The 25718-nt window shown below is 68.4% G+C and carries 21 protein-coding genes; 3 read left to right on the top strand and 18 right to left on the bottom strand.

What is annotated here, in order from left to right; all coding sequences use genetic code 11:
- Nucleotides 1–15: 15 nt before the first annotated feature.
- The 6 genes from FHY06_RS22110 to FHY06_RS22085 form a co-directional block, all read right to left on the bottom strand.
- Nucleotides 16–3189, bottom strand: coding sequence for an efflux RND transporter permease subunit (locus tag FHY06_RS22110; protein ID WP_019657825.1), 3174 nt, complete (start codon nucleotides 3187–3189; stop codon nucleotides 16–18).
- Nucleotides 3186–4424 (bottom strand): efflux RND transporter periplasmic adaptor subunit, encoded by a 1239-nt coding sequence (locus FHY06_RS22105; RefSeq protein ID WP_019657826.1) that lies wholly within the window; start codon nucleotides 4422–4424, stop codon nucleotides 3186–3188. The genes FHY06_RS22110 and FHY06_RS22105 overlap by 4 nt, the downstream gene beginning before the upstream one ends.
- Nucleotides 4425–4428: 4 nt before the next feature.
- Nucleotides 4429–5934, bottom strand: a complete 1506-nt coding sequence (locus tag FHY06_RS22100; protein WP_184606301.1) for an efflux transporter outer membrane subunit — start codon at nucleotides 5932–5934, stop codon at nucleotides 4429–4431.
- A 645-nt stretch (nucleotides 5935–6579) separates the two neighbouring features.
- Nucleotides 6580–7590 carry an aldo/keto reductase gene (locus FHY06_RS22095; RefSeq protein WP_019657828.1) on the bottom strand — a complete coding sequence of 337 codons (1011 nt, stop codon included), beginning with the start codon at nucleotides 7588–7590 and terminating at the stop codon, nucleotides 6580–6582.
- A gap of 99 nt (nucleotides 7591–7689) precedes the next feature.
- Nucleotides 7690–9273 (bottom strand): alkaline phosphatase D family protein, encoded by a 1584-nt coding sequence (locus tag FHY06_RS22090; protein WP_184606300.1) that lies wholly within the window; start codon nucleotides 9271–9273, stop codon nucleotides 7690–7692.
- Nucleotides 9274–9344: 71 nt separating this feature from the next.
- Nucleotides 9345–10610 carry a YVTN family beta-propeller repeat protein gene (locus FHY06_RS22085; protein WP_184606299.1) on the bottom strand — a complete coding sequence of 422 codons (1266 nt, stop codon included), beginning with the start codon at nucleotides 10608–10610 and terminating at the stop codon, nucleotides 9345–9347.
- A 162-nt stretch (nucleotides 10611–10772) separates the two neighbouring features.
- Between FHY06_RS22085 and FHY06_RS22080 the strand changes: the two genes are divergently transcribed.
- Together FHY06_RS22080 and FHY06_RS22075 are read left to right on the top strand one after the other, a co-directional pair.
- On the top strand, nucleotides 10773–11351 hold the full coding sequence (locus tag FHY06_RS22080; protein WP_126183226.1) for a sigma-70 family RNA polymerase sigma factor: 579 nt from the start codon (nucleotides 10773–10775) through the stop codon (nucleotides 11349–11351).
- A complete protein-coding gene (locus FHY06_RS22075) occupies nucleotides 11338–12030 on the top strand; it encodes an anti-sigma factor family protein (RefSeq protein WP_184606298.1) in 693 nt (230 codons plus the stop codon). Before FHY06_RS22080 ends, FHY06_RS22075 begins: the two co-directional genes overlap by 14 nt.
- Nucleotides 12031–12039: 9 nt before the next feature.
- Here the strand turns inward: FHY06_RS22075 and FHY06_RS22070 are convergent, their stop codons facing one another.
- The 10 genes from FHY06_RS22070 to FHY06_RS22025 all read right to left on the bottom strand — a co-directional run bounded on the left by FHY06_RS22070 (nucleotide 12040) and on the right by FHY06_RS22025 (nucleotide 22456).
- Nucleotides 12040–13290: an MFS transporter gene (locus tag FHY06_RS22070; RefSeq protein ID WP_184606297.1), complete on the bottom strand. Its 1251-nt coding sequence runs from the start codon at nucleotides 13288–13290 to the stop codon at nucleotides 12040–12042.
- A gap of 132 nt (nucleotides 13291–13422) precedes the next feature.
- Nucleotides 13423–14115: an urea ABC transporter ATP-binding subunit UrtE gene (gene urtE, locus FHY06_RS22065; protein WP_019657834.1), complete on the bottom strand. Its 693-nt coding sequence runs from the start codon at nucleotides 14113–14115 to the stop codon at nucleotides 13423–13425.
- Nucleotides 14116–14128: 13 nt separating this feature from the next.
- Nucleotides 14129–15007: an urea ABC transporter ATP-binding protein UrtD gene (urtD, locus tag FHY06_RS22060; protein WP_019657835.1), complete on the bottom strand. Its 879-nt coding sequence runs from the start codon at nucleotides 15005–15007 to the stop codon at nucleotides 14129–14131.
- Complete coding sequence (gene urtC / locus FHY06_RS22055; RefSeq protein WP_132800936.1) at nucleotides 15004–16230, bottom strand: urea ABC transporter permease subunit UrtC; 1227 nt, start codon at nucleotides 16228–16230, stop codon at nucleotides 15004–15006. Before urtC ends, urtD begins: the two co-directional genes overlap by 4 nt.
- Nucleotides 16227–17774 carry an urea ABC transporter permease subunit UrtB gene (gene urtB, locus FHY06_RS22050; protein WP_184606396.1) on the bottom strand — a complete coding sequence of 516 codons (1548 nt, stop codon included), beginning with the start codon at nucleotides 17772–17774 and terminating at the stop codon, nucleotides 16227–16229. Before urtB ends, urtC begins: the two co-directional genes overlap by 4 nt.
- A gap of 193 nt (nucleotides 17775–17967) precedes the next feature.
- Nucleotides 17968–19236 carry an urea ABC transporter substrate-binding protein gene (gene urtA, locus FHY06_RS22045; protein WP_019657838.1) on the bottom strand — a complete coding sequence of 423 codons (1269 nt, stop codon included), beginning with the start codon at nucleotides 19234–19236 and terminating at the stop codon, nucleotides 17968–17970.
- 116 nt (nucleotides 19237–19352) lie between these two features.
- Nucleotides 19353–20012, bottom strand: a complete 660-nt coding sequence (locus FHY06_RS22040) for a tetratricopeptide repeat protein (RefSeq protein WP_311733714.1) — start codon at nucleotides 20010–20012, stop codon at nucleotides 19353–19355.
- A 141-nt stretch (nucleotides 20013–20153) separates the two neighbouring features.
- Nucleotides 20154–20471: a nucleotide pyrophosphohydrolase gene (locus FHY06_RS22035; RefSeq protein ID WP_184606296.1), complete on the bottom strand. Its 318-nt coding sequence runs from the start codon at nucleotides 20469–20471 to the stop codon at nucleotides 20154–20156.
- A 64-nt stretch (nucleotides 20472–20535) separates the two neighbouring features.
- The gene (locus FHY06_RS22030; protein ID WP_184606295.1) at nucleotides 20536–21996 is read right to left on the bottom strand and encodes an MFS transporter; all 1461 of its coding nucleotides are present in this window, start codon (nucleotides 21994–21996) and stop codon (nucleotides 20536–20538) included.
- Nucleotides 21997–22060: 64 nt separating this feature from the next.
- Complete coding sequence (locus FHY06_RS22025; RefSeq protein WP_126183219.1) at nucleotides 22061–22456, bottom strand: nuclear transport factor 2 family protein; 396 nt, start codon at nucleotides 22454–22456, stop codon at nucleotides 22061–22063.
- Nucleotides 22457–22582: 126 nt separating this feature from the next.
- Here FHY06_RS22025 and FHY06_RS22020 point away from each other — a divergent pair, with 126 nt between their 5' ends.
- Nucleotides 22583–23512: an AraC family transcriptional regulator gene (locus tag FHY06_RS22020; protein ID WP_184606294.1), complete on the top strand. Its 930-nt coding sequence runs from the start codon at nucleotides 22583–22585 to the stop codon at nucleotides 23510–23512.
- Nucleotides 23513–23533: 21 nt separating this feature from the next.
- On the opposite strand, the gene FHY06_RS22015 is transcribed toward FHY06_RS22020, so the two are convergent.
- Together FHY06_RS22015 and ppk2 are read right to left on the bottom strand one after the other, a co-directional pair.
- Nucleotides 23534–24586 carry an extracellular catalytic domain type 1 short-chain-length polyhydroxyalkanoate depolymerase gene (locus tag FHY06_RS22015; RefSeq protein ID WP_184606293.1) on the bottom strand — a complete coding sequence of 351 codons (1053 nt, stop codon included), beginning with the start codon at nucleotides 24584–24586 and terminating at the stop codon, nucleotides 23534–23536.
- 67 nt (nucleotides 24587–24653) lie between these two features.
- Nucleotides 24654–25583, bottom strand: coding sequence for a polyphosphate kinase 2 (ppk2, locus tag FHY06_RS22010; RefSeq protein ID WP_184606292.1), 930 nt, complete (start codon nucleotides 25581–25583; stop codon nucleotides 24654–24656).
- Nucleotides 25584–25718: the final 135 nt, after the last annotated feature.

The raw sequence follows: 25718 nt of genomic DNA, 5'->3' as shown, positions 1-25718 counted from the left end.
GATCTCAGCCGGTGTTCATCCGTGCACCTCGGCGGGCACGGGGGCCTTGCCTTGCTTCGCTGCCTTGCGGGCCTTGCGCGCTTCCTTGCGGCGCAGGTACCAGTAGTGGGCGCGGTCGAGGTACAGGTAGACCACCGGGGTCGTGAAGAGGGTGAGCGCCTGCGAGAGTATCAGCCCGCCGACCATCGCGTAGCCCAGCGGCCGGCGCAGCTCGGAGCCGGAGCCGTGGCCCAGCATCAGCGGCAGGCCCGATAGCAGCGCGCACATGGTGGTCATCATGATCGGGCGGAAGCGCAGCAGGCAGGCCTGGTAGATGGCGTCGTGCGGCGTCATGCCCTGCTCGCGCTCGGCCTTGAGCGCGAAGTCGATCATCATGATGCCGTTCTTCTTCACGATGCCGATGAGCAGGATGATGCCGATGAGCGCGATCACGCTCAGGTCGTAGCCTCCCGCCATCAGGATGAGCAGCGCGCCCACACCGGCCGAGGGCAGCGTCGAGAGAATCGTCAGCGGGTGGATGTAGCTCTCATACAGCAGGCCCAGCACGATGTACACCGCCACCAGAGCCGCCGCGATCAGGTAGGGCTGGGTGGCCAGCGAATCCTGGAAGGCCTGCGCCGTGCCCTGGAACGAGCCGGTGAGCGACTGCGGCAGCCCCATGTCGGCCTGCGCCTTGTTGATGGCGTTCACCGCGTCGCCCAGCGCATGGCCCGGCGCGAGGTTGAACGAGATGGTCACGGCCGGGAACTGGCCCTGGTGGCTGATCGAGAGGTAGGCGGTCTTGCTGGTGTCCACCTTCACGAAGGTCGACAGCGGCACCTGCTGGCCAGTGATGGGCGAGTTCAGGTACAGCTTGCTGAAGAGCGCCGGGTCCTGCTGCAGCGCGGGCGTGACCTCCAGCACCACGTGGTAGCTGTTGAGCTGGGTGAAGTACTGCGCCACCTGGCGCTGGCCGATGGCGTCGTACAGCGTGGCGTCGATGGTGGCCGGCGAGATGCCGAAGCTCGATGCGCGGTCGCGGTCGATGGTGAGCACGGCCGAAGCGGCGGCGTTCTGCTGGTCGGTGGCCAGGTCGGTGATCTCGGGCAGCTGCCTGAAGCGCTCCAGCAGCTTCGGCGCCCAGGTGTTGAGCTCGTCGAGGTTGGCGTCGGTCACCGTGTACTGGTACTGCGTGCGCGATGCGCGACCGCCCACGCGGATGTCCTGCCCGGCCTGCAGGAACAGGTTCACGCCCTGCACCTTGGCCAGCTGCGGGCGCAGCCGCGCGATGATCTCGTCGGCGGTGGCGGTGCGGCCCTCGTCCTTGGGCTTCAGGCTGATGTAGAAGTTGCCGGTGTTGTAGGTGGAGGAGCTTCCGTTCATGCCGAAGCCGGTCACGTCCGGGTCCTTGCGCACCACGTCGGCCAGCTCGACCATGCGGGCGTTCATCGACGCGAAGGAAGCGTCCTGCGCCGATTCGGCGAAGCCCGAGATGAAGCCCGTGTCCTGCTGCGGGAAGAAGCCCTTGGGAATGAACACGAACAGCACGCCCGTGGCCGCCACCGTGGCGATGAAGGTCATGAGCGTGATGAACTGGTGGTCGAGCACCACGTGCAGCCCGCGCTTGTAGGCGCCGAGCATGGCGTCGAAGCCGCGCTCGAACAGCTGGTAGAGCCGCCCGTGCTTGCTGCCGTGCTCGTTCTTCAGGAAGCGCGAGCACAGCATGGGCGTGAGCGTGAGCGAGATCACCACGCTCACCACGATGGTGAGCGTGACCGTCACCGCGAACTCGCGGAACAGGCGCCCCACGATGCCGCCCATGAGCAGCAGCGGAATGAACACCGCCACCAGCGACACCGAGATGGAGATGATGGTGAAGCCGATCTCGCCCGCGCCCTTGTACGCGGCCTCGACCGCCGACATGCCCTCTTCCACGTAGCGGTAGATGTTCTCCAGCATCACGATGGCGTCGTCCACCACGAAGCCGACAGCGATGGTCAGCGCCATGAGCGAGAGGTTGTCGAGGCTGTAGCCCAGCAGGTACATCACCGCCACCGTGCCCAGCAGCGCGAGCGGCACCGTCACGCTGGGGATGAGCGTGGCCGGCACGTTGCGCAGGAACACGAAGATCACGGCCACCACCAGCGCGATGGTCAGCAGCAGCGTGAACTCCACGTCCTTCACCGAGGCGCGGATGGTCTGGGTGCGGTCGATGATGGCGTTGACCTCCACCGTCGGCGGGATCGATGCCTTCAGCCTGGGCAGCGCGGCGTTGATGCGGTCCACCGTCTCGATGACGTTGGCGCCCGGCTGCTTGGTGATGGCCAGCACGATGGAGCGGCCGTTCTGCACGCTGCTGCCCTCGGGCGCGGCGGCGCCGGCATAGGCCCACCCGGCGATCTTGGCGTTCTCGGGGCCGTCCACCGCCACGCCCAGGTCGCTCACGCGGATGGGCGCGCCGTTGCGGTAGGCCAGCACCACGTCGTTCCACGGCTTGGCCTTCAGCAGCTGGTCGTTCGTGTAGACGGTGAAGCTCTGGTTGGGCCCGTCGATGGTGCCCTTGGGCGCATTGACGGTGGCCGATGCGAGCACGGTGCGCACGTCTTCCAGGCTCAGGCCCAGCGCCGCGAGCTTGGCCGGATCGACCTGCACCCGCACCGCCGGCTTCTGCACGCCGCCGATATTGACCAGGCCCACGCCCGATATCTGGGAGATCTGCTGCGCGAGGATGTTGTCGGCGTAGTCGTTCACCTCGGTCAGCGGCAGCGTCTTCGACTGCACCGAGAGGATGAGGATGGGCGAGTCGGCCGGGTTCACCTTGCGGAAGGTCGGCGGGCTCGGCAGGTTGGCCGGCAGCTGGCCGGTCGATGCATTGATGGCGGCCTGCACGTCGAGCGCGGCGGCGTCGATGTTGCGGTCGAGGTCGAACTGCAGCGTGATCTGCGTGGAGCCCAGGCCGCTGGTCGAGGTCATCTGCGACAACCCCGCGATCAGCGAGAACTGCCGCTCCAGCGGCTGCGCCACGTTGGACGCCATGGTCTCCGGACTGGCGCCCGGCAGGTTGGCCGAGACCTGGATGGTCGGAAAGTCGACCTGCGGCAGCGGCGCCACCGGCAGGAGCGGAAACACCGCCGCGCCGACCAGCAGGATGGCCAGCGCCAGCAGCGTGGTGCCGATGGGGCGCTTGATGAATGCGGCGGAGATGCTCAATTGCTGCTCCCGCTGCTGCTGGCGACCTTGGCTGCGTCCTTCACCGCATCCTTCACCGCGCTCTTGGCGGCGGGTGGCGGCTCGACGATGGTGGCACCGGGCTTGAGCTTGTACTGGCCGTCGATCACCACGCGCTGGCCGGCCTCCAGGCCCTTGTCGATCACGGCGGTGCCGTCGGCGATCTGCACCACGTGGACCGGCACATTGGCGACCTTGTTCTCTGCATCGACGGCCCAGACGTAGGTGCTGTCCTGGCCGCGCTGCACCGCTGCAGCGGGCAGCGTGAGCGAGTCGGCCCGGCGGTCGAGCTGCAGCCGCACGTTGACGAACTGGCCCGGCCACAGCGTGTGCTGCGGGTTGGCGAAGCTGCCCTTGAGCTGCACGGTGCCGCTGGTGGTGTCGATCTGGTTGTTCAGCAATATCAGCTTGCCGGTGCCCAGCATCTGCGTGCCGCTGCGGTCGTAGGCCACCACCGAGAGCGGCTGGCTGCTCTGCTGCTGCACGCGGTTGATGTCCTGCACGGCCTCTTCGGGCAGGGTGAACTGCACGGCGATCGGGTCGATCTGGTTGATGACGACCAGGCCGTTGGCATCGGTGGCGTGCACGATGTTGCCCGGGTCCACCAGCCGCGCCCCCACCCGGCCGTTCATGGGCGAGGTGATGCGCGTGAAGCTCAGCTGCACCTCGGCGTACTGCACCTGGGCCGCGTCGTTCTGCACGGCGGCTTCGAGCTGGTTGACCAGGGCCTTCTGCGTATCGACCTGCTGCTGCGTGGCGGCGTCCTGCGAGAGCAGCGTTGTGTAGCGCTTGAGGTCGGCGCGGGCGTTGGTCAGCGTGGCCTGGTCCTTCGCCCGCGTCGCCTGCGCCTGCGCGAGCTGGGCCTGCAGCGTGCGCGGGTCGAGCTGGGCGAGCAGCTGGCCGGCCTTCACGTCCTGCCCTTCGACGAAGCCGACCTTGTCGAGCTGGCCGTCGATGCGCGCCTTGACGGTCACGGTGGCCATCGAGGCGACGGTGCCGATGCCCGAGCGATAGACCTGCACGGTCTGCGGCGTGACGCGCGCGGTGGTCACCTGTACGGGCGGGCTCTTCGGCGCATCGGGCTTGGCTGCGTTGGCGGCGTGGTGGGTCAGCGCCCATGCGCCGCCGCCGAGCACGAGCACCAGGGTGGCGGTCGCGAGCCAGGTGGAGCGTCTCTGGAACAAGGAAGGCGTGGTGGTTTCTGCGTTCGTCGTCATGGCATCAATTCCCGGAAGTCTTCGGTGCGGCGTCTGCAGCGGTGTTGGCAGCGGCGGCGGCACTCCAGCCGCCGCCCGTGGCCGCGATCAGCGAGACCCTGGCGGCCAGCTGGCGGCCGAGCACCTGCGCGGCCGTGCGCTGGTTGGTGAGCGAGAGCGTCTGCGCAGTGACCACGCTGAGGTAGGTGGCGGTGCCCGCGCGGTACTGGCTCAGTGCCATGCGCTCTGCGAGCTGGGCGGCGCGCACGGCGTCGGCCTGCAGCGCGGATTCGTTGTCGAGCACGCGCAGGGTGGCGAGGTTGTCTTCCACCTGCTGGAAGCCCGCGAGCACGGTCTGCTTGTATTGCGCGACAGAGGCGTCGTAGGCGGCCACGGCCTGGTCGGTGTGGGCCTTGCGCAGGCCGCCATCGAACACCGTCTGCGCCAGTGCCGCGCCCAGCGACCACACGCGGCTGGGCGTGTTGAACAGCGTGCCCAGCGTGGCCGCGCTGAAGCCGCCGCTGGCACTGAGCACGATCTGCGGGTAGTAGGCGGCCTTGGCCACGCCGATGTTGGCGTTGGCGGCCTGCACGCGGCGCTCTGCGCCGGCGATGTCGGGGCGGCGCTCCAGCAGTTCCGAAGGCAGGCCTGCGGGCGTCACCGGCAGTTGCAGGTGCAGCGCGGCGGCCGACGAAAGCGACTCGGCGGTCGGCGGGTTCGACGAGCTTTCGAGCGGCGCCAGCGAGAACGACGCAGGCGCCTGTCCGGTCAGCACGGCGATGGCGTGTTCGAGCTGGCTGCGCTGGGCTTCGAGGTCGACGGCCTGCGCCTGCGCGGTCTTGAGCTGGCTCTCGGCCAGCGCAACGTCGGAGCGCAGCACGGTGCCTGCGGCGTACTGGTGCTGCGTGAGCTCGAGCGCCTTGGCGTAGGCGGCGGTGGTGCTGGCGTAAAGGTTGCGCTGCAGGTCGATCACGCGGATCTGCAGGTAGTCCTGCGCCAGCGTGGTCTGGATGCTGAGCCGCGCGCCGGCCAGGTCGTCGGCGCTGGCCTGCACGCCGGCATTGCCGGCCTCCACCGAGCGGCGCACCGCGCCCCAGATGTCGGGCTCCCAGCTCGCGGCGAGGCCCAGGGTGTCGGTGGTGCCGAGCTTGACGGTGCCGGTGTTGTTGGTCTGCGAGCGCGTGGCGCCGGCGTTGAGGCCCACCGTGGGGAAGAAGCCCGCCCGCGCCGCGGCGGCCAGCGCCTGCGCCTGGCGGTACTGCGCCTCGGCCACGCGGATGTTCTGGTTGGCCGCGTTGGCCTGCACGATCAGCGCGCTGAGCGTGCTGTCGCCGAAGGCGTCCCACCAGGGATGGTCAGCGTCGATGGTCTGCGGGGCGGCGGTCTTCCAGGGGCCGCCGGTTTCCTTGAAGGCGGCGGGTACGTCCAGTTGCGGGCGGACGTAGTCGGGGCCGACGGCGCAGCCCGCGAGGAGCAAGGCGGCCAGCGCGAGGGCCGCGCGCGGGAGGGGAGGTACGTCGGAGAAAACCATGATGAGGGCACTCTAGGTACCCCCGTCAAACCCCTCGCTGTCGACTAACTGACAGTTCTGAAAGAAATGGCCCTCCCCCCGGGGGAAATGGCTCTCCCCCAGGCTGCGCGCACTTCGTGTCGCTTTGCCAACCCCCTCCGGGGGCAACACCAGCGGCCCGGCAGAGCCGGTTCCGCGGTGTTCCTGGGCTTCCTCCCTCCCCCGCTGGGGGAGGGTTGGGGTGGGGGCACGACGGCGCTCATGGAACGCGGCGCCTGTTCAAGGGCCTGCCCCCATCCCGACCTTCCCCCAGAGGGGGAAGGAGGAAAACCTCTCACCGTGGCGCGTCGCCCTTGCACTACTCGGCGGTTATCTCTTCTCCCTCCCCCACTGGGGGGGGGTTGGGGTGGGGGCACGACGGAGTTCAAGGAAGCGCGGAGCCTTTTCAAAGGCCTGCCCCCATCCCGGCCTTCCCCCAGAGGGGGAAGGGGGAAAACCTCTCTGCGTGGCGCGTCACCCTTGCACTACTCGGCGGTTATCTCTTCTCCCTCCCCCGCTGGGGGAGGGTCGGGGTGGGGGCACGACGGCGCTCAAGGAAGCGCGGAGCCTTTTCAAAGGCCTGCCCCCATCCCGGCCTTCCCCCGGAGGAGGAAGGAGACAAACCGCTCAGCGAGGGGCGTCGCCCTTGCGGTACTCGGCGGTCAGCTCGTCCAGCTTCTGCTTGAGCGCCGGGTCGAGCTTGTATTCCGCCGCCGCGATGGTCGCTTCGAGCTGGTCGGGGCGGCTTGCGCCGAGCAGCGGCGCGGTGATGAGCGGGTTCGCCATCACCCAGGCCACGGCCAGGGTGGCCAGCGGTACGCCGGCTTCGTCGGCGAGCTTGTGCAGTTGCGTGACGGTGTTGAAGCTGCGCTCGTTCCAGTAGCGGTCTTGATACATGCCGCCTGCGGTGCCGAGGGTGAAGCGGGTGTTCTCCTCGGGCTTGCTGCCGGGCTTGTACTTGCCGGTGAGCAGGCCGCCGGCCAGCGGGTTGTACGGAATCACGCCCAGGCCCTCTTCCGCCGCGAGCGGCAGCAGCTCGCGCTCGATCTCGCGGAACAGCAGGCTGTAGCGCGGCTGAACCGACACGTAGCGCGTGAGCCTCAGCAGGTCTGACTTGCCCAGCGCGCGGGCCAGGCGGTATGCCAGGAAGTTCGACACGCCGATGTAGCGCGCGCGGCCCGACTTCACGATGGTGTCGAGAGCCTCCAGGCTCTCTTCGAGCGGCGTCTCGCGGTCGTCCATGTGCAGCTGGTAGAGGTCGACGTGGTCGGTCTTCAGCCGCTTGAGCGAGGCGTCGATGGCGTCCAGCAGGTGCTTGCGCGACGCGCCCTGGTCCCAGCTGTTGGGGCCGACCTTGTTGACGGCCTTGGTCGCCAGCACGAAGCGGCGGCGGCCCGCGGGGCCCTGCTTCTCCAGCCAGTTGCCGATGATCTCCTCGGTGCGGCCTGCCGTCTCGATGGTGCCGCCGAGCGGGTAGACGTCGGCCGTGTCGAGGAAGTTGATGCCGCCTTCGGCCGCCTTGTCGAGGATCTGGTGCGATACGGCCTCGTCGGTCTGCAGGCCGAAGGTCATGGTGCCGAGGGCGAGGCGGGAGACGGTGAGGCCGGTGCGGCCGAGACGGGTGGAGGGAATGCTCATGGTGTTCGGTTCTCGCTCGGGAGGGAAGGAGATGAGATGGAAGGAAGGGAGCGGCGGCCATCATAGGCACGGCCGCGCAATCCTGCAGGCGGGCGAGGTTTAGCTGCCTTCGGCGTGCACGCCAGGCGCACCGCGCTCGACCGAGAAGCGGGCCATGGTGCCGACCGGCGAATCGGCCGTCTTCTCGTCCTCCACGGCGCGGAAATCGACCGTGGCTCCGCGCGCATCGAGCGTGGCGATCGCATAGCCGCGCCTGTCGGCCCGCCCGTAGCGCAGCTGCGGATTCTTCGAGAGCATGTTCGCCACGCTGGCGGCGCTCGGTCCTTCGGAGGTGATGGCGCCGCCGACGAACTCGGTCGCGACCAGCGGCCCCTGCTGCGCATCGCCGCGCCGCAGGTCGGCGGCCCAGAAGGCGTGCACGTCGCCGCTGGCGACCAGCGCATTGCCGCCGCGCGACTTGTGTTCGGCCAGCGCGTCGAGCAGGCGCGAGCGGGCCGCGGCATAGCCGTCCCAGCCGTCCATCCAGTAGCCGTGCTCTGGTCCGCGCTTGCGGTCGGCCTCGGCCAGGAGCGTGGGCTGGGCGAGCACGGTCCATCGCGCGGGCGGCGCGGCGAGTTCGCGGGCGAGCCAGGCCTCCTGCTGCGCCCCGAAGAGGCTGCGCTCGGGCGCGAGCCGGTCGGGGCAATCGGCCAGCGGCGAGGCACTGCGGCCGGAAAGGCAGACATGGTGCGAGCGGTACTGGCGCCCGTCGGTCAGCAGCAGGTCGAGCATGCGGCCGAAGCGGTGTCGGCCGTAGATGAGCGCATCGGGGCCACGTGGACGCATGCTGGCGGGCACGGGCATGTGCTCGTACCACGCCTGATAGGCGGCTGCGCGGATCGCGAGGAACTGCGCAGGGTCGGCCGTGCGCGGCGACTCGTCGTTCGTGTAGTCGTTGGCCACCTCGTGGTCGTCCCAGGTCACGAGCCATGGGAAGGCCGCGTGAGCGGCCTGCAGCTGCGCATCGGCCTTGTAGAGCGCGTAGCGGTCGCGGAACTCGGCGAGCTGCGTCGGAATGCCGCCCTCGTGCCGGCGCACCTGGTGCGATTTGCGGGAGCTTTCGTAGATGTAGTCGCCCAGATGCACGACGAAGTCGAGCGGCTGCGCGGCCATGTCTCGGTAGGCGGCGTAGTAGCCCTGCTCGTAGTGCTGGCAGGAGGCGAAGGCGAAGCGCAGCTGTTGCAGGGCCTCGTCGTTGTCGGCTGGCGTGGTGCGCGTGCGGCCGGCGGGGCTGCGCGCGCCGCCGGCGGTGAAGCGGTACCAGTACCAGCGCGCCGGCGACAGGCCCTGCACCTCGACGTGCACCGAGTGCGCGAGCCCGGCTGTCGCGACGGCGCGGCCCTTCGCCACGATGCGCCTGAAACCCTCGTCGTCGGCCACCTCCCAGTTCACATCGACGGGCGCATCGCCCATGCCGCCGCCCTGCAGCGGATCGGGCGCGAGCCGCGTCCAGAGCACGAAGCCGTCGGCGCGCGGCACGCCAGAGGCCACGCCCAGCGTGAACGGATAGCGATCGCCCGATGTCGCCGCCGTGCCTGTCGTCGTCGCTGGCTGCGCCTTCAGCAGCAGGAACGGATGGCCCAGCGAAGCGGCCGCGAGCCCGCCGCACAGCAGGCGTCGGCGCGAGAGTCTTTCTTCCTTCATCCAGTGCAATGTCGTGCGCTTCGCTCGCTCCTGTCAATCGGGCGGCGCATGGGCCGATGGCGCGGACCCGGCTACGGCCCCACCACGGTGACCCGCGCCGTCATGTACGGATGGACCGAGCAGACGTAGTCGTACACCCCCGGCTTGTCGAAGACGCGGGCGAAGGCCTTGCCGGGCAGCAGCAGATCGATGCCGGCCGCGCCGTCCTTGAAGGCCAGGCCGTGCGGCGCGCCGTCGTCGTTCTGCCAGCTCACGCGCTGGCCGGTCTTGACGGTGATCTGCGCGGGCTCGAAGGCGAAGTTGCGGATGGTCACGTGCGCCGACCCGCCGGCGTGCGCGCCGTCCGCAGCCGCTGCAGGCGAAGCGGCAGCCGCCGTGCGCTGCAGCGCGATCTTGCGCGGCGCATTGCCCACCTGCACCGTGTGCATCGGCCCGCCCGCGAGGTCGACCACGCTGACGTCGTTGGAGCCCTCGTTGCTCACCCAGAGCTTCCTGCCGTCGGCCGACAGCTCGAGCCAGTGCGGCTGCTTGCCCACGGGAATGCTGCGCACGGCCGTGTGCGCTGCAGGGTCGAACAGCATGACTTCGCCGGGCCCCTGCACCACCACCACGCCGCTGGCCATGCCCGCGAAGTGCTGTGCGATGTGCGGGGACACGCCCGTGGGCACCGGCGCGCCCCACTGGTTGTTGGCCGGATCGAGCACCTGCACGGCCGCAACGCCGGCCAGCGTGAGGTAGAGCGACTTGCCGTCGTGGCTGAACTCGAGGTCGCGCGGCGGCTTGTCGAGCGGGATCTGCGTGACCACGGCGCGCGTCGCCATGTCGATGACCACCAGCGCGAAGTGCCCCGGCTCCTGCGATGCGACGTACGCCTGCCGCCCGTCGGGCCGGATGGCGATGGTGTGCGGCTTGGGCACCGGCACGGTGGCGCTCACGCCATGCGCCGTGGTGTCGACGAAGGCCACGCGGTCGTCGCCGTTGACGGCCGCCAGCAACCACTTGCCGTCGGCAGTCATGGCCAGCCCCTGGGGGCCCTTGCCCACGTCGATGGCGCGGGTCACGCGGTCGCTCGCGGCATCGATCTCGCTCACGGCGGCGGCGCCGGAGCCGCTGACGAACACGCTGCGCCCATCGGGCGCAACGATGATGCCGTCGGGCCCCGCCGCCACCGGCAGCGTGGCCACGACGCGCTCGGTGCCGGTGTCGATCACGCTGACGGTGCTGTCCTTGAAATTGCCGACATAGGCCTTGGGACCCGCGGCAAGCGCGGAGCCGGCCGAGGCCGCCAGGGCCGCGAAGATGACGAGGATGCGTGCGAAGCCGGGCATGGCGATCATGGTGAAGACCCTCATGGAAAGCGGAAGAGGAAGACGGAAGAAGCAGAATCCGAGAATCCGCAAAGGGCATGACGCATGGCATGCCCTGCCTATTCCAGCGGGGGCCGAAAAAAAGCTGGAATAAAACGCCGGACTGTCACGTCATGCAGGAAGAAGGAGCACTTGAGCCTGTCGACCGACCGCACACGCCAGTTCGAAGCCGCCGCGCTGCCGCATCTCGATGCGGCATGGAACCTTGCGCGCTGGCTGCTGCGCGACGACCAGCTGGCCGACGACGCGGTGCAGGAGGCCTGCCTGCGCGCATTCCGCTTCTTCGAGGGTTTGCGCGGAGAGAGCGCACGGCCGTGGCTGCTGGGCATCGTGCGCAACGCCTGCTACGACTGGATGCGGCAGAACCGGCAGCTGGCCGACCAGCTGGAGTTCGACGAGCTGCGCGACAGCGAGGCGGTGTCGGCGCCCTTCTCCTCCTCCGCCGACGGCGATCCGGCGCGGCAGTGGGAGCAGCGCGTGCAGGGCGAGCGAGTCAACGCGGCCATCGACGCGCTGCCGCCGGTGTATCGCGAGGTGATCGTGCTGCGCGAACTGGAGGAACTGCGCTACGAGGACATCGCGCGCATCGCGGGCATACCGCTGGGCACCGTCATGTCGCGGCTGTCGCGTGCGCGCTCGATGCTGCGAGAGAGCCTGCGCGACGAACGTCCCGGCGATGCGGGAGGAAGGACACGCCATGTCAATGTCTGACGAGGAACTGGGAACGCTGATCCGGCGCCACGCCGTGCGGCACATGCCGCCCGAGGGCCTGGCCGCGCGCATCGCGAACGCGGTCCGCACGGATGAAGCCGCCGCGCCGGCGCCGAAGCCCGCTCCCGCGCGACAAGGCCGCAGGCTGTGGCAGGGGCTGGCATGGTTCGGCACCGGTGCCGCCACGGCCTGGGGCCTGGCGCTCGTGCTGCTGGCGACGCCGATGCCGCCTGCCGACGCGCTCGCCGAAGGCGTCACGGCGAACCACGTGCGCTCGCTGATGGCCTCGCACCTGGCGGACGTGGCCTCGTCCGACCATCACACGGTCAAGCCCTGGTTCGCCGGCAAGCTCGACTTCTCACCGCCGGTGGTCGACCTCGCGGCGGAGGGCTTTGCGCTTGCGGGCGGACGGCTCGACTACCTGGACGGGCGCACCGTGGCGGCGCTGGTCTACCGCTCGGGGCCGCACGTGATCAACCTGTTCGTGTGGCCGGCGCCGGATGGAAAGAAGGCGCAGGCGCAAGGGCCGGTGGCTTCGGCCCGGCAGGGCTACCAGCTCGTGCACTGGACCCAGGGCGGCATGCAGGCCTGGGCGGTGTCGGATCTCAATGCGACGGAGCTGCAGAACTTCGCGGTGCTGCTGCGCGAGCGAACCGCGCCGGCACCTTCGCCGAAGTAGCAGCCCTGTTCAGCAGGCGACGGCTGCCGGCCTGCGTGCGGCGGCACGGGCGCTCGCCACCGCCCAGCCGAAGATGCCCAGGCCGGCCAGCGCCAGCAGCGCGCCGACCCAGCCGGTGGAAGTCCAGCCCAGCCCCGCGGAAATTGCCACGCCGCCGAGCCATGCGCCCAGCGCATTGGCCATGTTGAAGGCCGAGTGGTTGAGCGCGGCCGCGAGCGTCTGCGCGTCGCCGGCCACGTCCATGAGACGGATCTGCAGTGCCGGGCCGATGGCCACGGTCGAACCGATGAGGAACACGTTGACGGCGGCCGCGACCACGTTGTGGGCCGCGAAGGTGAACACCGCGAGCACCAGCGCCGCGTAGACCATCACGCCGCCGATGGTGCGCATCACCGACTTGTCGGCCAGCCGCGAGCCCACGAGGTTGCCCACCACCATGCCGAGGCCGAAGAGCGCGAGCACGATGGGCACGCCGCCCACCGGCATGCCGGCCACCTCGATCAGCGTGGGCTTGATGTAGCTGAACACCGAGAACATGCCGCCGAAGCCGATGGCGGCGATGCCCAGCGTGAACCACACCTGCTTGCGCTTGAGCGCGCCGAGTTCGCGCCAGGGGCTGGCGCCAGCGGCGGGCGCCATGTCGGGGATGTCGCGGCGAAGCAGCACGATGGCCACCAGCGCGATGAGGCCCACGAACACGAAGGCCGCGCGCCAGCCGAAGAACTGGCCCAGCCACGCCGCGATGGGCACGCCCACCAGCGTGGCGCCGGTCAGCCCCAGCATCACGAGCCCCACGGCCCGCGCGCGGCGGCCCGGCGGCGCCAGCGTGGCGGCCACCAGCGCGGCCACGCCGAAGTAGGTGCCGTGCGGCAGCCCAGCGGCGAAGCGCAGCAGGTTGAGCAGCAGGTAGTTGGGAGCGGCGGCGCTGGCGAAGTTGCCGGCCGCGAACACGGCCATGAGCGCGATCAGCAGCGCGCGTCGGCGCCAGCCGGCTGCGAGCACCGCGAGAACGGGGGCGCCGATGACCACGCCGATCGCATAGGCGCTGATGACGTGGCCGGCCTGCGGGATGCTCACGCCGATGTCGCGTGCGACCTCGGGCAGCAGGCCCATGATGACGAACTCGCCGGTGCCGATGGCGAAGCCGCCGACGCCGAGCGCGAGCACCGCGCGCAGGAAGTTGGCGGGCGCGCCCGAAGGCAGGGTGAAGGAAGAAATGTCGGTGGCCGCGCTGTCCTGCGCGGGTGGGGAGGCGTTCAAGGCCAGGCTCCTGGAGGGGGTGCCCGGCGGCAGCGGGCAAGGCACGATTTTAGGGTAAACCCTGAATCCGCACCGATACGCAGATGCCGAAGACCTTGTACTGGCAGGGCCGCGAAGGCCTCGCCCGTGGGCTCAGATGGCCACCAGCTGCCGCACGCCCTGCGCTTCCATGTCCTTGCCGAGGCCGCGCGCGATGACCTCGCCGCGCTCCATCACGAGGTAGTCGTCCGCCAGTTCCTGGGCGAAGTCGTAGTACTGCTCGCACAGCACGATGGCCATGTCGCCCCGGTCGGCCAGCATGCGGATGACGCGGCCGATGTCCTTGATGATGCTGGGCTGGATGCCTTCGGTGGGCTCGTCGAGGATCAGCAGGCGCGGCTTGGGCGCCAGCGCCCGGGCAATCGCCAGCTGCTGCTGCTGGCCGCCGGAAAGGTCGCCGCCCCTCCTGTTCATCATCTGCTTGAGCACGGGGAACAGCTCGTACAGCTCCGCCGGGATGGGCGTGCCGCCGCTCTTGTAGGCCAGCCCCATGCGCAGGTTCTCCTCGACGGTGAGCCGAGCGAAGATCTCGCGGCCCTGCGGCACGAAGCCGATGCCGGCCCTGGCCCGCTCATAGGGCGTGGCCTTGTGGATCGGCTTGCCTTCGAGCTCGATGCTGCCGCTCTTGATGGGCACCAGGCCCATCAGCGACTTCAGCAGCGTGGTCTTGCCCACGCCGTTGCGGCCCAGCAGCACGGTGACCTTGCCTAGCTTCGCCTCGAAGCTCACGTCGCGCAGGATGTGGGAGCCGCCGTAGTACTGATGGATGTTCTTGACTGTCAGCATCTTTCGTTCTTCCTCAGCGGCCCAGGTAGACCTCGATCACGCGCTCGTCGGCCTGCACTTCGTCCAGCGTGCCCTGTGCGAGCACGGAACCGTCGCACAGCACGGTGACGATCTCGGAGATGGTGCGGATGAAGCTCATGTCGTGCTCCACCACCATCAGCGAATGCTTGCCCTTGAGGGTGAGGAACAGCTCGGCGGTGCGCGCGGTCTCTTCGTCGGTCATGCCGGCCACGGGCTCGTCGAGCAGCAGCAGCTTCGGGTCCTGCATCAGCAGCATGCCGATCTCCAGCCACTGCTTCTGGCCGTGGCTCAGGTTGCCGGCCAGGCGCGAGACGCTGTCGGCGAGGTGGATGGTCTCGAGCACCTCGGCCAGGCGGTCGCTCTGCGCGGAATCGAGCCTGAAGAGCATCGAAGAGCGCACGCCCTTGTCGGTCTTCAGCGCGAGTTCGAGGTTCTCGAACACCGTGAGGTGCTCGAACACCGTCGGCTTCTGGAACTTGCGGCCGATGCCCAGCTGAGCGATCTCGGCCTCGCGGTGGCGCAGCAGGTCGATGGTGCTGCCGAAGAACACGGTGCCCTCGTCGGGCCGGGTCTTGCCGGTGATGATGTCCATCATCGTCGTCTTGCCGGCGCCGTTCGGCCCGATGATGCAGCGCAGCTCGCCCGGTGCGATGTCGAGCGACAGCTTGTTGATGGCCTTGAAGCCGTCGAAGCTCACGCTGACGTCTTCCAGGTAGAGGATGCGGCCGTGCGTGACGTCGACCTCGCCCGGCGTGACGTGGCGGCCGAAGTCGGCGGCGCGGCCACCCGATTCGGTGCTGCCGCTCACGTAGTGGATGCCGCTTGCTCGCGCGGCGCGCTCGGCGCCTGCTTCCATGAGGTCGGGTGTCATGCGCGCGCTCCCTTCGCATCCACCGGCAGCGAGGCCAGCGCATCGGGCTCGACGCCCTGCTCCGCCGCGACGGCGCGGCGTGCCTCCTGCACCGGTTCGGGCTGCGGCTTCTCTTCTTCCTTCTTCTCCCTGGAAAGCCACTTGCGAACCAGCCCCACGATGCCGTTCGGCAGGAACAGCGTGACAGCAATGAACAACGCCCCCAGGAAGTACAGCCAGTATTCCGGATAGGCCACCGTGAGCCAGCTCTTCGCGCCGTTGACGATGAAGGCGCCGATGATCGGCCCGATGAGCGTGGCGCGGCCGCCCACCGCCGCCCAGATGGCGATCTCGATGGAGTTGGCAGCGCTCATCTCGCCCGGGTTGATGATGCCGACCTGCGGCACGTACAGCGCGCCGGCCACGCCGCACATGACGGCCGAGATCACCCAGATCGTGAGCTTGTAGGGCAGCGGGTTGTAGCCCGAGAACATCACGCGCGTCTCGGCGTCGCGGATGGCCTGCAGCACGCGGCCGAACTTGCTGCCGATGAGCCACTTCGCGAACAGGAAGAAGCCCAGCAGCGTGGCGCCCGTGAGCGCGAAGAGCGTCATGCGCATCTCCTGCGTGGCGATCGGGATGCCCAGGATGCGCTTGAAGTCGGTGAAGCCGTTGTTGCCGCCGAAGCCCGTCTCGTTGCGGAAGAAGAGCAGCATGGCCGCGAAGGTCATCGCCTGCGTGATGATCGAGAAGTACACGCCCTTGATGCGCGAGCGGAAGGCGAAGAAGCCGAACACGAAAGCGATCAGCCCAGGCACCGCGACGATCAACACCAGCGTGGCGATGAAGCTGTCGCTGAAGGTCCAGTGCCAGGGCAGCGTCTTCCAGTCGAGGAACACCATGAAGTCGGGCAGGTCGCTCTTGTAGTTGCCGTCGCGGCCGATCTGGCGCATGAGGTACATGCCCATCATGTAGCCGCCCAGCGCGAAGAACAGGCCGTGGCCCAGCGAGAGGATGCCGGTGTAGCCCCAGATCAGGTCCATGGCCAGCGCGCAGATCGCGTAGCACATGATCTTGCCGACCAGCGCCACCGCGTAGTCGCTCATGTGCAGCGGGCTGTCCGCCGGCACCCACATGTTGAGCACCGGCGCCACTGCGCACACCACGATGAGCGCGACGAAGAAGGCCGTCCAGCCCTTGCCGCTCAGCAGCGGCCCCTTGGTTGGAAGTACGACCTTGCTCATGCCTCTGCGCTCCGGCCTTTCATTGCGAAGATGCCTTGGGGCCGCTTCTGGATGAAGATGATGATGAAGACAAGCACCGCGATCTTCGCGAGCACCGCGCCCGCCCAGCCCTCGATGAACTTGTTGAGAATGCCCAGCCCCAGCGCCGCGTACACGGTGCCTGCCAGCTGGCCGACGCCGCCCATCACGACCACCATGAAGCTGTCGACGATGTAGCTCTGGCCCAGGTCGGGGCCGACGTTGCCGATCTGGCTCAGCGCGCAGCCCGCCAGACCGGCGATGCCCGAGCCGAGCGCGAAGGCGTAGGTGTCGATGCGCGCGGTGTTCACGCCCATGCACGAGGCGATCGGACGGTTCTGCGTGACGCCGCGCACGAACAGCCCCAGGCGCGTCTTGCCGATGAGCCAGCCCATCGCCAGCAACACCAGGGCGGCGAAGATGATGATGCAGATGCGGTTCCACGGCAGCGTGACGTTGCTCAGCATGGTGAAGCCGCCGCTCATCCAGCCGGGGTTCTCGACGCCGACGTTCTGCGCGCCGAACAGCGAGCGCACCAGTTGCTGCAGCATCAGGCTGATGCCCCAGGTGGCGAGCAGCGTCTCGAGCGGGCGGCCGTACAGGAAGCGGATCACGCCGCGCTCCAGCACCGCGCCCACGAGTGCCGATGCGAGGAAAGACACCGGAATGGCGGCCACCAGGTACCAGCCGAACGCCGCCTCGGGCAAGTACTTCTGGAAGATGCCCTGCATCACGTAGGTGGCGTAGGCGCCGATCATCATCAGCTCGCCGTGCGCCATGTTGATCACGCCCATCAGCCCGTAGGTGATGGCCAGGCCCAGCGCGGCCAGCAGCAGCACCGAGCCCAGGCTGATGCCGCTGAACACGGCGTTGATGCGGTCGCCCCAGACCAGCGCGCCGTCGATGCTCGCGATGGACGCGACGATGGCGGCCTTGACGTCGGCCTCGGTCTCGTCGGACAGGCGCTGGTTGAGCAGCAGCTTGGTGTCGGGGTTGCGGTTGTTGCCCAGCTCCTTGGCCGCGGCAAGGCGCTTGGCCTTGTCGGCGCTGCCGAGCATGCTGGCGGCGCGCACCAGCTCGAGCTGTGACTTGATCTTCGGGTTGGTCTCGGCGGCCAGCGCCTTCTCGACCATGGGCAGGCGCGACTCGTCGGGCTCCTTGAAGAGCGCCTGCGCGGCCTCGGCGCGCACCGCGTCGTCCTTGCTCGTGAGCTTGAGCGCGGCCTGCGCGGCATCGAGCGCGCCGCGCATGAGGTTGTTGTTGACGACGTCCTCGGCGGTGTCGGGCACCTTCAGCTCGGCGCCGGTCACAGGGTCGTAGCCCTTGTCGTCCTTCATCACGAAGACCTGGTCTTCGGTGTGCTTGACCGCGTCGTCCGACATGGCCTGGATGAAGGCAGCGGTCTTCTCGTCGGCCGTGAGCACGGCCTTGTTGAGCGCGGCGATGCGGGCTTCGGAATCGCCGGAGGCGATGGCCCGGGCTTCGTCGGCGGTCAGCGCGTGGGCGGCCGATGCCATCAGCAGCATGGCGGCCAGTGCGCATTGAAGGGTTCGTCGAAGCATCATGAGATTCGTGTTGCCCCCTCTCCCCTGGGGGAGAGGGTTGGGGTGAGGGCTTGCGGCCTTCAAACAAGCGCGGCGGCCGGATCGACCGCCGTTGCCCTCACCCCTACCCTCTCCCCGGGGGGAGAGGGAGCAAGGCAAGGGGCTTGCCGATGAATTACATCGACTTGCCAGCGGGGTAGTCCGGCTTCTTGTCGTTGCCTTCGATGTACGGGCTCCACGGCTTGGCCTTGACCGGGCCCGGCGTCTTCCACACCACGTTGAACTGGCCGTCGGCCTTGATCTCGCCGATGAACACGCTCTTGTGCAGGTGGTGGTTCTTCTCGTCCATCTTCGAGACGATGCCCGAGGGAGCAGTGAAGGTCTGGCCGGCCATGGCGGCGATCACCTTGTCGGTGTCCGTGCTCTTGGCCTTCTCGACCGCCTGCTTCCACATGTGGATGCCGATCCAGGTGGCTTCCATCGGGTCGTTGGTGAGCGGCTTGTCCTTGTGGCCGGCGATGTTCTTGGCCTTGGCGTACTCGCTCCACTGCTTGATGAAGGCGGTGTTGGTCGGGTTCTTGATCGACATGAAGTAGTTCCATGCGGCCAGATGGCCCACCAGCGGCTTGGTGTCGACGCCGCGCAGTTCTTCCTCGCCCACCGAGAAGGCAACCACCGGCACGTCCTTGGCCTTCAGGCCGGCGTTGCCGAGTTCCTTGTAGAAGGGCACGTTGGAGTCGCCGTTGATGGTCGACACCACCGCGGTCTTGCCGCCGGCGGAGAACTTCTTGATGTCGGCGACGATGGTCTGGTAGTCGCTGTGGCCGAAGGGGGTGTACTTCTCGTCGATGTCCGATTCCTTCACGCCCTTGCTCTTGAGGTAGGCGCGCAGGATCTTGTTGGTGGTGCGGGGATAGACGTAGTCGGTGCCCAGCAGCACCCAGCGCTTGGCGCCGCCGCCTTCCTTGCTCATCAGGTAGTCGACGGCCGGAATGGCCTGCTGGTTGGGCGCCGCGCCCGTGTAGAACACGTTCTTCGAGAGCTCTTCACCCTCGTACTGCACGGGGTAGAACAGCAGGCCGTTCATTTCCTCGACCACCGGCAGCACCGACTTGCGCGACACCGAAGTCCAGCAGCCGAAGATGACCGAAACCTTGTCCTGGCCGAGCAGCTGCTTGGTCTTCTCGGCGAACAGCGGCCAGTTGGAGGCCGGGTCGACCACCACGGGCTCGAGCTGCTTGCCCAGCACGCCGCCCTTCTTGTTGATGTCGTCGATCGCCATCAGCACCGTGTCCTTCAACACGGTTTCCGAGATGGCCATCGTGCCCGACAGCGAGTGCAGCACGCCGACCTTGATGGTGTCGGCTGCGAATGCGGGCGCAGCAGAAATGCTGGCCAGCGCGACGGCGGCGGTGAGCGCCTTGAGGGTGAAACGACGTTGCATGTTGACTCCTGCTCCGGGGTGGTTGAACCTTTTCGACAGCCTTGGCTGGCGTGGGAGGGAGTCTGCGGAATGCACCACAAAGGGGAAATACGCCGGGTGGCGTACACGGAAGGTATTCAGGCCGGCGGGCGGCTGCCGGAAGCCGGCTTCCCCTTCGCCGGCTCGGCGGCGCGAGTGCACATTTCCTCAAGAAAGCCCGGCTCCAGCCGGTCGCGATTGGACTCGGCCTTTCGCGCCCAGGCACAGGCATTGATGAAATCGTTCTTCAGGTAGTACGTGAAGGCCAAGTTGGAACTCGCGTTGCGCGCCGCCGGCGAGATCTGGAGCGCCTTTTTCAGCTGGACCTGGCTGGCATCGAGCCGCTTCTGCGTCATGAGAAAGTGGCCGTAGTCCACGAAGACCGCGGCATCGACCGTCGACTTCGAGACAGCCAACCGGAACATGTCCTCTACCTCGGACGATGGACCGTCGCGAAGCGCCAGCACCAGTGCGAAGCCGTGATAGACGTTGCCGTTGTCCGGGTCCAGCAACCACGCCTGGTTGAAGCGCGCCATGGCCGTCGCCATGTCTCTCCTGCCCCAGGCGGCCCAGCCCTGCCTCAGCATCTGTTTCGCGCCCTCCGCTCGAGAGAGGCCCTGCGTCTCGATCGATGCGATGAAGTCGACGTCGGCGTTCTTCATCTCTTCTGTCTTCGCGCGGCCACCGTACATCGGCAGCTGGTTCATCGGAAGCGGATCGGCAAAGGCTGCGATGGCGGTGAGCAGCAGCAAAGTCACCAGAGCGCGGAGTCGTTTCATTCGGAGTTCCCTGAAGTCCTTGATGGAAGAACGTTGAGGCTAGGGAACGCCCCCTCGGCGCGGGCCGATGAATCAGGAAAGCATCGTTGCTCGATACCCGAGGAACATCCAGACGAGACGCTATAGCGGGACGGGATACTTCTTCGCGTTGAGAAGCATCTTGCTTCGCGCCGCTTCGACCATATCGATGCCGAGCTTGTCGGCGAGCTGCAGCAGGTAGAGGAAGACGTCGGCGATCTCGGTGCCGATCTCGGCGCGCTTGTCGGCTGGAAGATCGCGGCTCTGGGCCTCCGTGAGCCACTGAAAGTGTTCGAGCAGTTCGGCCGCCTCGACGGAAAGCGCGGAGGCGAGGTTCTTGGGAGAGTGGAACTGCTCCCAGTCGCGGGCCTGTGCGAAGTCGCGTAGGGCCTGGGTCAGTTGCTGCAGGTCGGTGGCCATGTCTGTCATGTCTTGCGAACAGGAGAGTTTGGCACGGCCGCCTGCAGCGCTCGGCGCTTCGATTTCAGGCCTGCCGGCTGCCGCGCCGGTGCAATACAGCCACCAGCAACGCCGACCCCGTCAGGTAAAGCAGCGCCACCCCGAAGGCACTGGCGTACGCCCCCGCATCCGGCGCATGCCCGAGCCGCCCGTAGAAGAGGATGCCGATCAGCGCCACGCCCAGCGCGTTGCTCGCCTGCTGCACCATCGATATCACGCCCGAGGCCACGCCCGCATGCTGAGGCGGCAGGCCGGCCAGAACGGTGGAGACCAGGGGCGCCATGACCATGCCGAGCCCCGCGCCCTGCACCAGCAGCAACGGCACCATCCACGCCACGACGTGCGGGTGTCCGGGCCATCCGGCCACGTTGGCGAACTGCAGTGCGTGTCCCGCGGCGAGCACAAGGGCACCGAGCGCGATGGGCGGCTTGCCGCCGAAGCGGCGTGCGAGGCGCGCTCCCGCCATCGACGTAGCGAAGAAACCGGCCGCCAGCGACGTGAAGACGACGCCAGAGCTGAGCGGATCGAGTGCGAGGCCCTGCTGTAGATACAGCGCCAGCACGAAGTACAGCGAGGCGTTGCCCACGTAGAAGGCCAGCGTCGTGAGCAGGCCCATGCCGAAGCGGGCATCGGCGAGCAGCACCGGAGCCACGAGCGGCGTGCCGCCGCGCGCGGCGAGCCGGCGCTGCTGGTACGCAAAGGCTGCGAGCAGCGGCAGCGCCGCCGCAAGGCACAGCCAGCTCCACAGCGGCCAGCCCTGCTCGCGGCCTTCCACCAGCGGCAGCACCACTGCCGCCGAGCCCGCGGCCACGAGCAGCATGCCGATGAGGTCGAGGCGGCTGTTGCCGTTGTTCGCCAGCGGCGGAATGACGCGCGGTGCGAGCATCAGCGCCAGCAGGCCGATCGGCACGTTGATGAGAAAGCAGCTGCGCCAGCCCAGGCCCGCCAGATCGGCATGGATCAGCAGGCCGCCGACCAGCTGCCCGAGCGTGGCTCCCAGCCCCAGGGTGAGTCCATAGGCCGCGAAGGCACGCGCCCGGTCTTCGCCGGTGTAGGCCAGGCCGATCATCGCCAGCACCTGCGGCTGCAGCAGCGCGCCGGCCAGCCCCTGCAGCACGCGTGCCGCCACCAGAAGTTCGGCGTTCGGCGCCAGGCCGCAGGCGGCCGAAGCGAGCGTGAACAGCAGCAGGCCCAGCATGAACATGCGGCGTCGCCCGAACAGGTCGCCGAGCCGGCCGCCGGTGATCAGCCCTGCGGCAGTGGCGAGGCCGTAGCCGGCCACCACCAGCTGCAGGGTTCCCGCGCTCGCCTGCAGCTCGCGCTGCATCGAGGGCAGCGCGACGTTGACGATGAAGAAATCCAGCACCACCAGGAAGGTGCCGCTGAGCATGACCCACAGGCCGAGCCGGCCGGGTCTTGTCGCGTGCGGACTCTGGCTGCCGGTGGAAGAGAGCGATGCTGCCGAAGCGATGTTTGACTGCGTCATGATGGATTCGAGTGTTGGAAGGAACAGGCACGGCGGCAATGACCTCGGAGGTCATCGGCCGGGCTCAGGCGGCCGGCGTCGGCAGGATGAACTGGTAGTCCGTGGCGATGCGGCCGTCTTCGGCGAGCACCAGGAACTCCAGCCCGAGCGCGGCCACCGGGCCGCCCGCGGCCGGGACCATGTGCCAATGGAACATCACCGCGTCGTGCAGGAACTGGGCGTCGCCCGCGCGGACGAAGCGAAAGCCGGCGTCGCGCACGTTCTTCTCGTGCGAGCCGGTGACGCGCTGCTGCAGCGCCTCGTGGCCCCTGGCCTGCAGCGTGCGCACGTAGTGCTCGCCGTCGGGCACCCAGAGGCTGGCGATGGCGGCGCGTCGCGCCTCGGCGTCGGGTTCGTTCCAGACGGCGACATAGCGGTCGGCGAGTTCGGTGAAATCGTTGAAAGCGGTTCTGGTGTTCATGGCCTGCTCCTGCTGCCGGTTGCATTGGGAAAGAGTAAGACCGCAGTTTCTGGCGCCATCGCTGGACAGTGAATGCTCAAGGGGCCGAAAATCTTGTCCATTCGTCCACCGCACGAGGAGCCTTCGATGGACCCGCTCGATGACATCTTTGCCGCCATGAGGGTGCAGAGCGCCCTGTATGCCCGCCTCGAGGCCGGCGCGCCCTGGGGCGTGAGCCTGGCGGGCGGCGAGAGCGCGCGCTTCGGGCTCGTGGTGCGCGGCGGCTGCCTGCTGGAGGTCCATGGCATGGCGCAGCCGGTGGCGCTGGCGGCGGGCGACTGCTATGTGCTGGCGCATGGCACGCCTTACGTCCTGCGCGACCATCCGAACACGCCGACGGTGAGCTGCGCCTCCGTCGTGCGCGACCGCATCGGCGGGCTGGTGGAGCTCGGCGGCACGGGCACGGCGGCCTCGGTGATCTGCGGCTGGTTCCACTTCGACCAGCGCGCTGCGCGGCCGCTGCTCGATCTGCTGCCGGTGCTGCTCCATGTGAAGATGGAGCAGGCCCGCGCCCTCGCGCTGCAAGGCACGCTGCAGTTGCTGGCCATGGAGACCGGCGAGCCGGGCCTGGGGTCCAGCCTGCTCGTGAGCCGGCTGGCCGACATCGTGTTCGTTCAGGCGGTGCGCGCGCACGTCGCGGCCAGCGCCGAATCGCAGACGGGCTGGCTTGCCGCGCTGGCCGATGCGCGCATCGGCCCCGCACTGCGCGCGATGCACAAGGAGATCGCGCGCGACTGGACGGTGGAGGCGCTCGCCGCCGTCGCGAACCTTTCGCGCTCCGCCTTCGCGCAGCGTTTTCGCGAGCGGGTGGGACAGGCGCCGCTGGAGTACCTCACGCAATGGCGCATGTTCAAGGCCGGCAACATGCTGGGGCAAGGCAACGCTGGCCTGGGAGCGATCGCCGCTGCGGTGGGCTACGAGTCGGAGGCGGCCTTCAGCAAGGCCTTCAAGCGCAGCAAGGGGATGGCGCCCAGTGCGTGGCGGGCGGCGGCGCGCGAAGGAGCGGTGGCCGCATAGCCGCCCTGCCCCTCGCTTTCTTCAACCCTTCTTCGCGCCTCCAGCTGCCTTGAACTGCGCAGCAGCAAAAGCCCAGGTCATGCGCGTCGCATCGGGCCCCTCGGGGTCGCTGAACAGCAGCTTCGGCGCGCCGCCGCTCCACGAATGGCCGAGCCCCGCGATCTCGCACAGCGTGACCAACGTGCGCCCCTTGCGCCTGAAGTCGGTCACCCGCATCGGGCGGCGCTTGCCGCGCTGCACCTCGCGTGTCAACCCGGGCCGCGCGCCCACGGCGGTCGCCCACACCGCGGCGCTGCTGACGGCGTTGCTCGGCGCGACCACCGCATCGGCGTCGCCATGCAGCACCAGCATCGGCGGCAGGGTGGTGAAGACGGCCGCCGCGCCCATCGCCTTGCCGACGGCCGTTGTCGGCATGGGCGGCACGTGCTCGCCGCGCATCGCGCCCAGCGCCGTGGCGGACGACTTCGCCGCGCCGGGTGCCACGCCCGAATGCATCACGACGGCGCGGAAGCGGTTCGGATAGCGCGTCGCGAGCAGCGCCGCCATGCTCGCACCGGCGGAAAGGCCGGCCAGCGCCATGCGGTCACGGTCGACGGGGTAGAGCATGCAGGCCTGATCGATGGCGGCCATCAGCGTGGCGGCCTCGGCGTCGGCCTTGCCGGAGCGGCGCTCGTACCAGTTCCAGCAGCCCTGGGGATGGGCGATCCGGTCCTGTTCAGGGTAGAGCACCAGGAAGCGCTGGCGCACGGCCAGCGCGTTCATGCGAGTGCTCGCGGCGAAGTCGCGTCCGGTCTGGCCGCAGCCGTGCAGCATGACCATGAGGGGCAGGCGCTCGCCCGGCTGCAGCTCCAGGCCTGCCGGGCGGAACAGGTGATAGCCGCGCGCACCGCCCGGGCCCATCGCGACGCCGGCGAGCCAGTCGCCCTTGCCCGGCGGCGGCTTGAGCCGCTTGGCGGTGGCGCGCTGGACCTGCCCCGCGATGCGCTTGCTGTTGCTCAGGGTGGCCTTGGTGAGCGCACGCAGGTTGCGCTCATAGGCGCGGGCAAAGACTGAAGCTGTGGAACGGCGGGCCATGGCGCGCAGTGTGACCGCAAAGCGCCGGCCGGCCTACCCTGGGCCGGCTTCGGAAACCGGGCTTTCCTCAGTAGATCTCGGGAACGATCATGTTCGCCGGCACGGGCTGGCGCAGATAGTCGGCATGGCGCACGCGCTCGGGCAGCTCGACCGGCGGATGCGGCACTTCCTGGTAGGGCAGCTGCCCCAGCAGGTGGCTGATGCAGTTCAGGCGCGCCTTCTTCTTGTCGACCGCCTGCACCACCCACCACGGCGCCTCGGGGATGTGAGTGCGCTCCAGCATGATTTCCTTCGCCTTGGTGTATTCCTCCCAGCGGCGACGGCTTTCGAGGTCCATGGGGCTCAGCTTCCACTGCTTGAGCGGATCGTGGATGCGGCCGAGGAAGCGCATGTGCTGCTCGTCGTCCGTGATGGAGAACCAGTACTTGATGAGCTTGATGCCCGAGCGCACGAGCATCTTCTCGAACTCGGGCACGGTGCGGAAGAACTCCTCGTACTCGTCGTCGGTGCAGAAGCCCATCACGCGCTCGACGCCGGCGCGGTTGTACCAGCTGCGGTCGAACAGCACCATCTCGCCGGCGGCCGGCAGGTGCGCCACGTAGCGCTGGAAGTACCACTGGGTGCGTTCGCGGTCGTTGGGTGCCGGCAGCGCGGCCACGCGGGCCACGCGCGGGTTCAGCCGCTGGGTGATGCGCTTGATGACGCCGCCCTTGCCCGCCGCGTCGCGGCCTTCGAACAGGATGACGACCTTCTGCTTGCTGTGCTGTACCCAGTCCTGCAGCTTGACCAGCTCGCCCTGCAGGCGGAACAGCTCCTTGAAGTAGGCCTGGCGCGCGGCCTTGTCGGTGGAGGATGCCGCGCTCACCGAGGCGGGGTCGAGGCCGTCGATGTTGCGGTCCTCGATCTCCAGCTCGAGCTCCTCGTCGTAGCTGTCGATCAGGTCGCGGGCGATGCGTTGCATCAGGTCTTCGTGGTCGGGAAGTGCGCTCGTCAGCATGATGGGGCGGCAGGAGAGAAAAGTTTGAAAAGGGAAGCGGAAAAAGCATGCTGCTCGCCCTCCATGACGGCCACGTGACGGATTTGACGCCGTTGACATGTAGTTGTCACACGCGGCGAACACCATCTGGAGCCA

Source organism: Variovorax atrisoli (assembly GCF_014195185.1).
Classification (GTDB): domain Bacteria; phylum Pseudomonadota; class Gammaproteobacteria; order Burkholderiales; family Burkholderiaceae_C; genus Variovorax; species Variovorax atrisoli.
The sequence above is the reverse complement of the archived record's forward strand: the minus strand, read 5'-3'. Positions and strand labels throughout refer to the sequence as shown.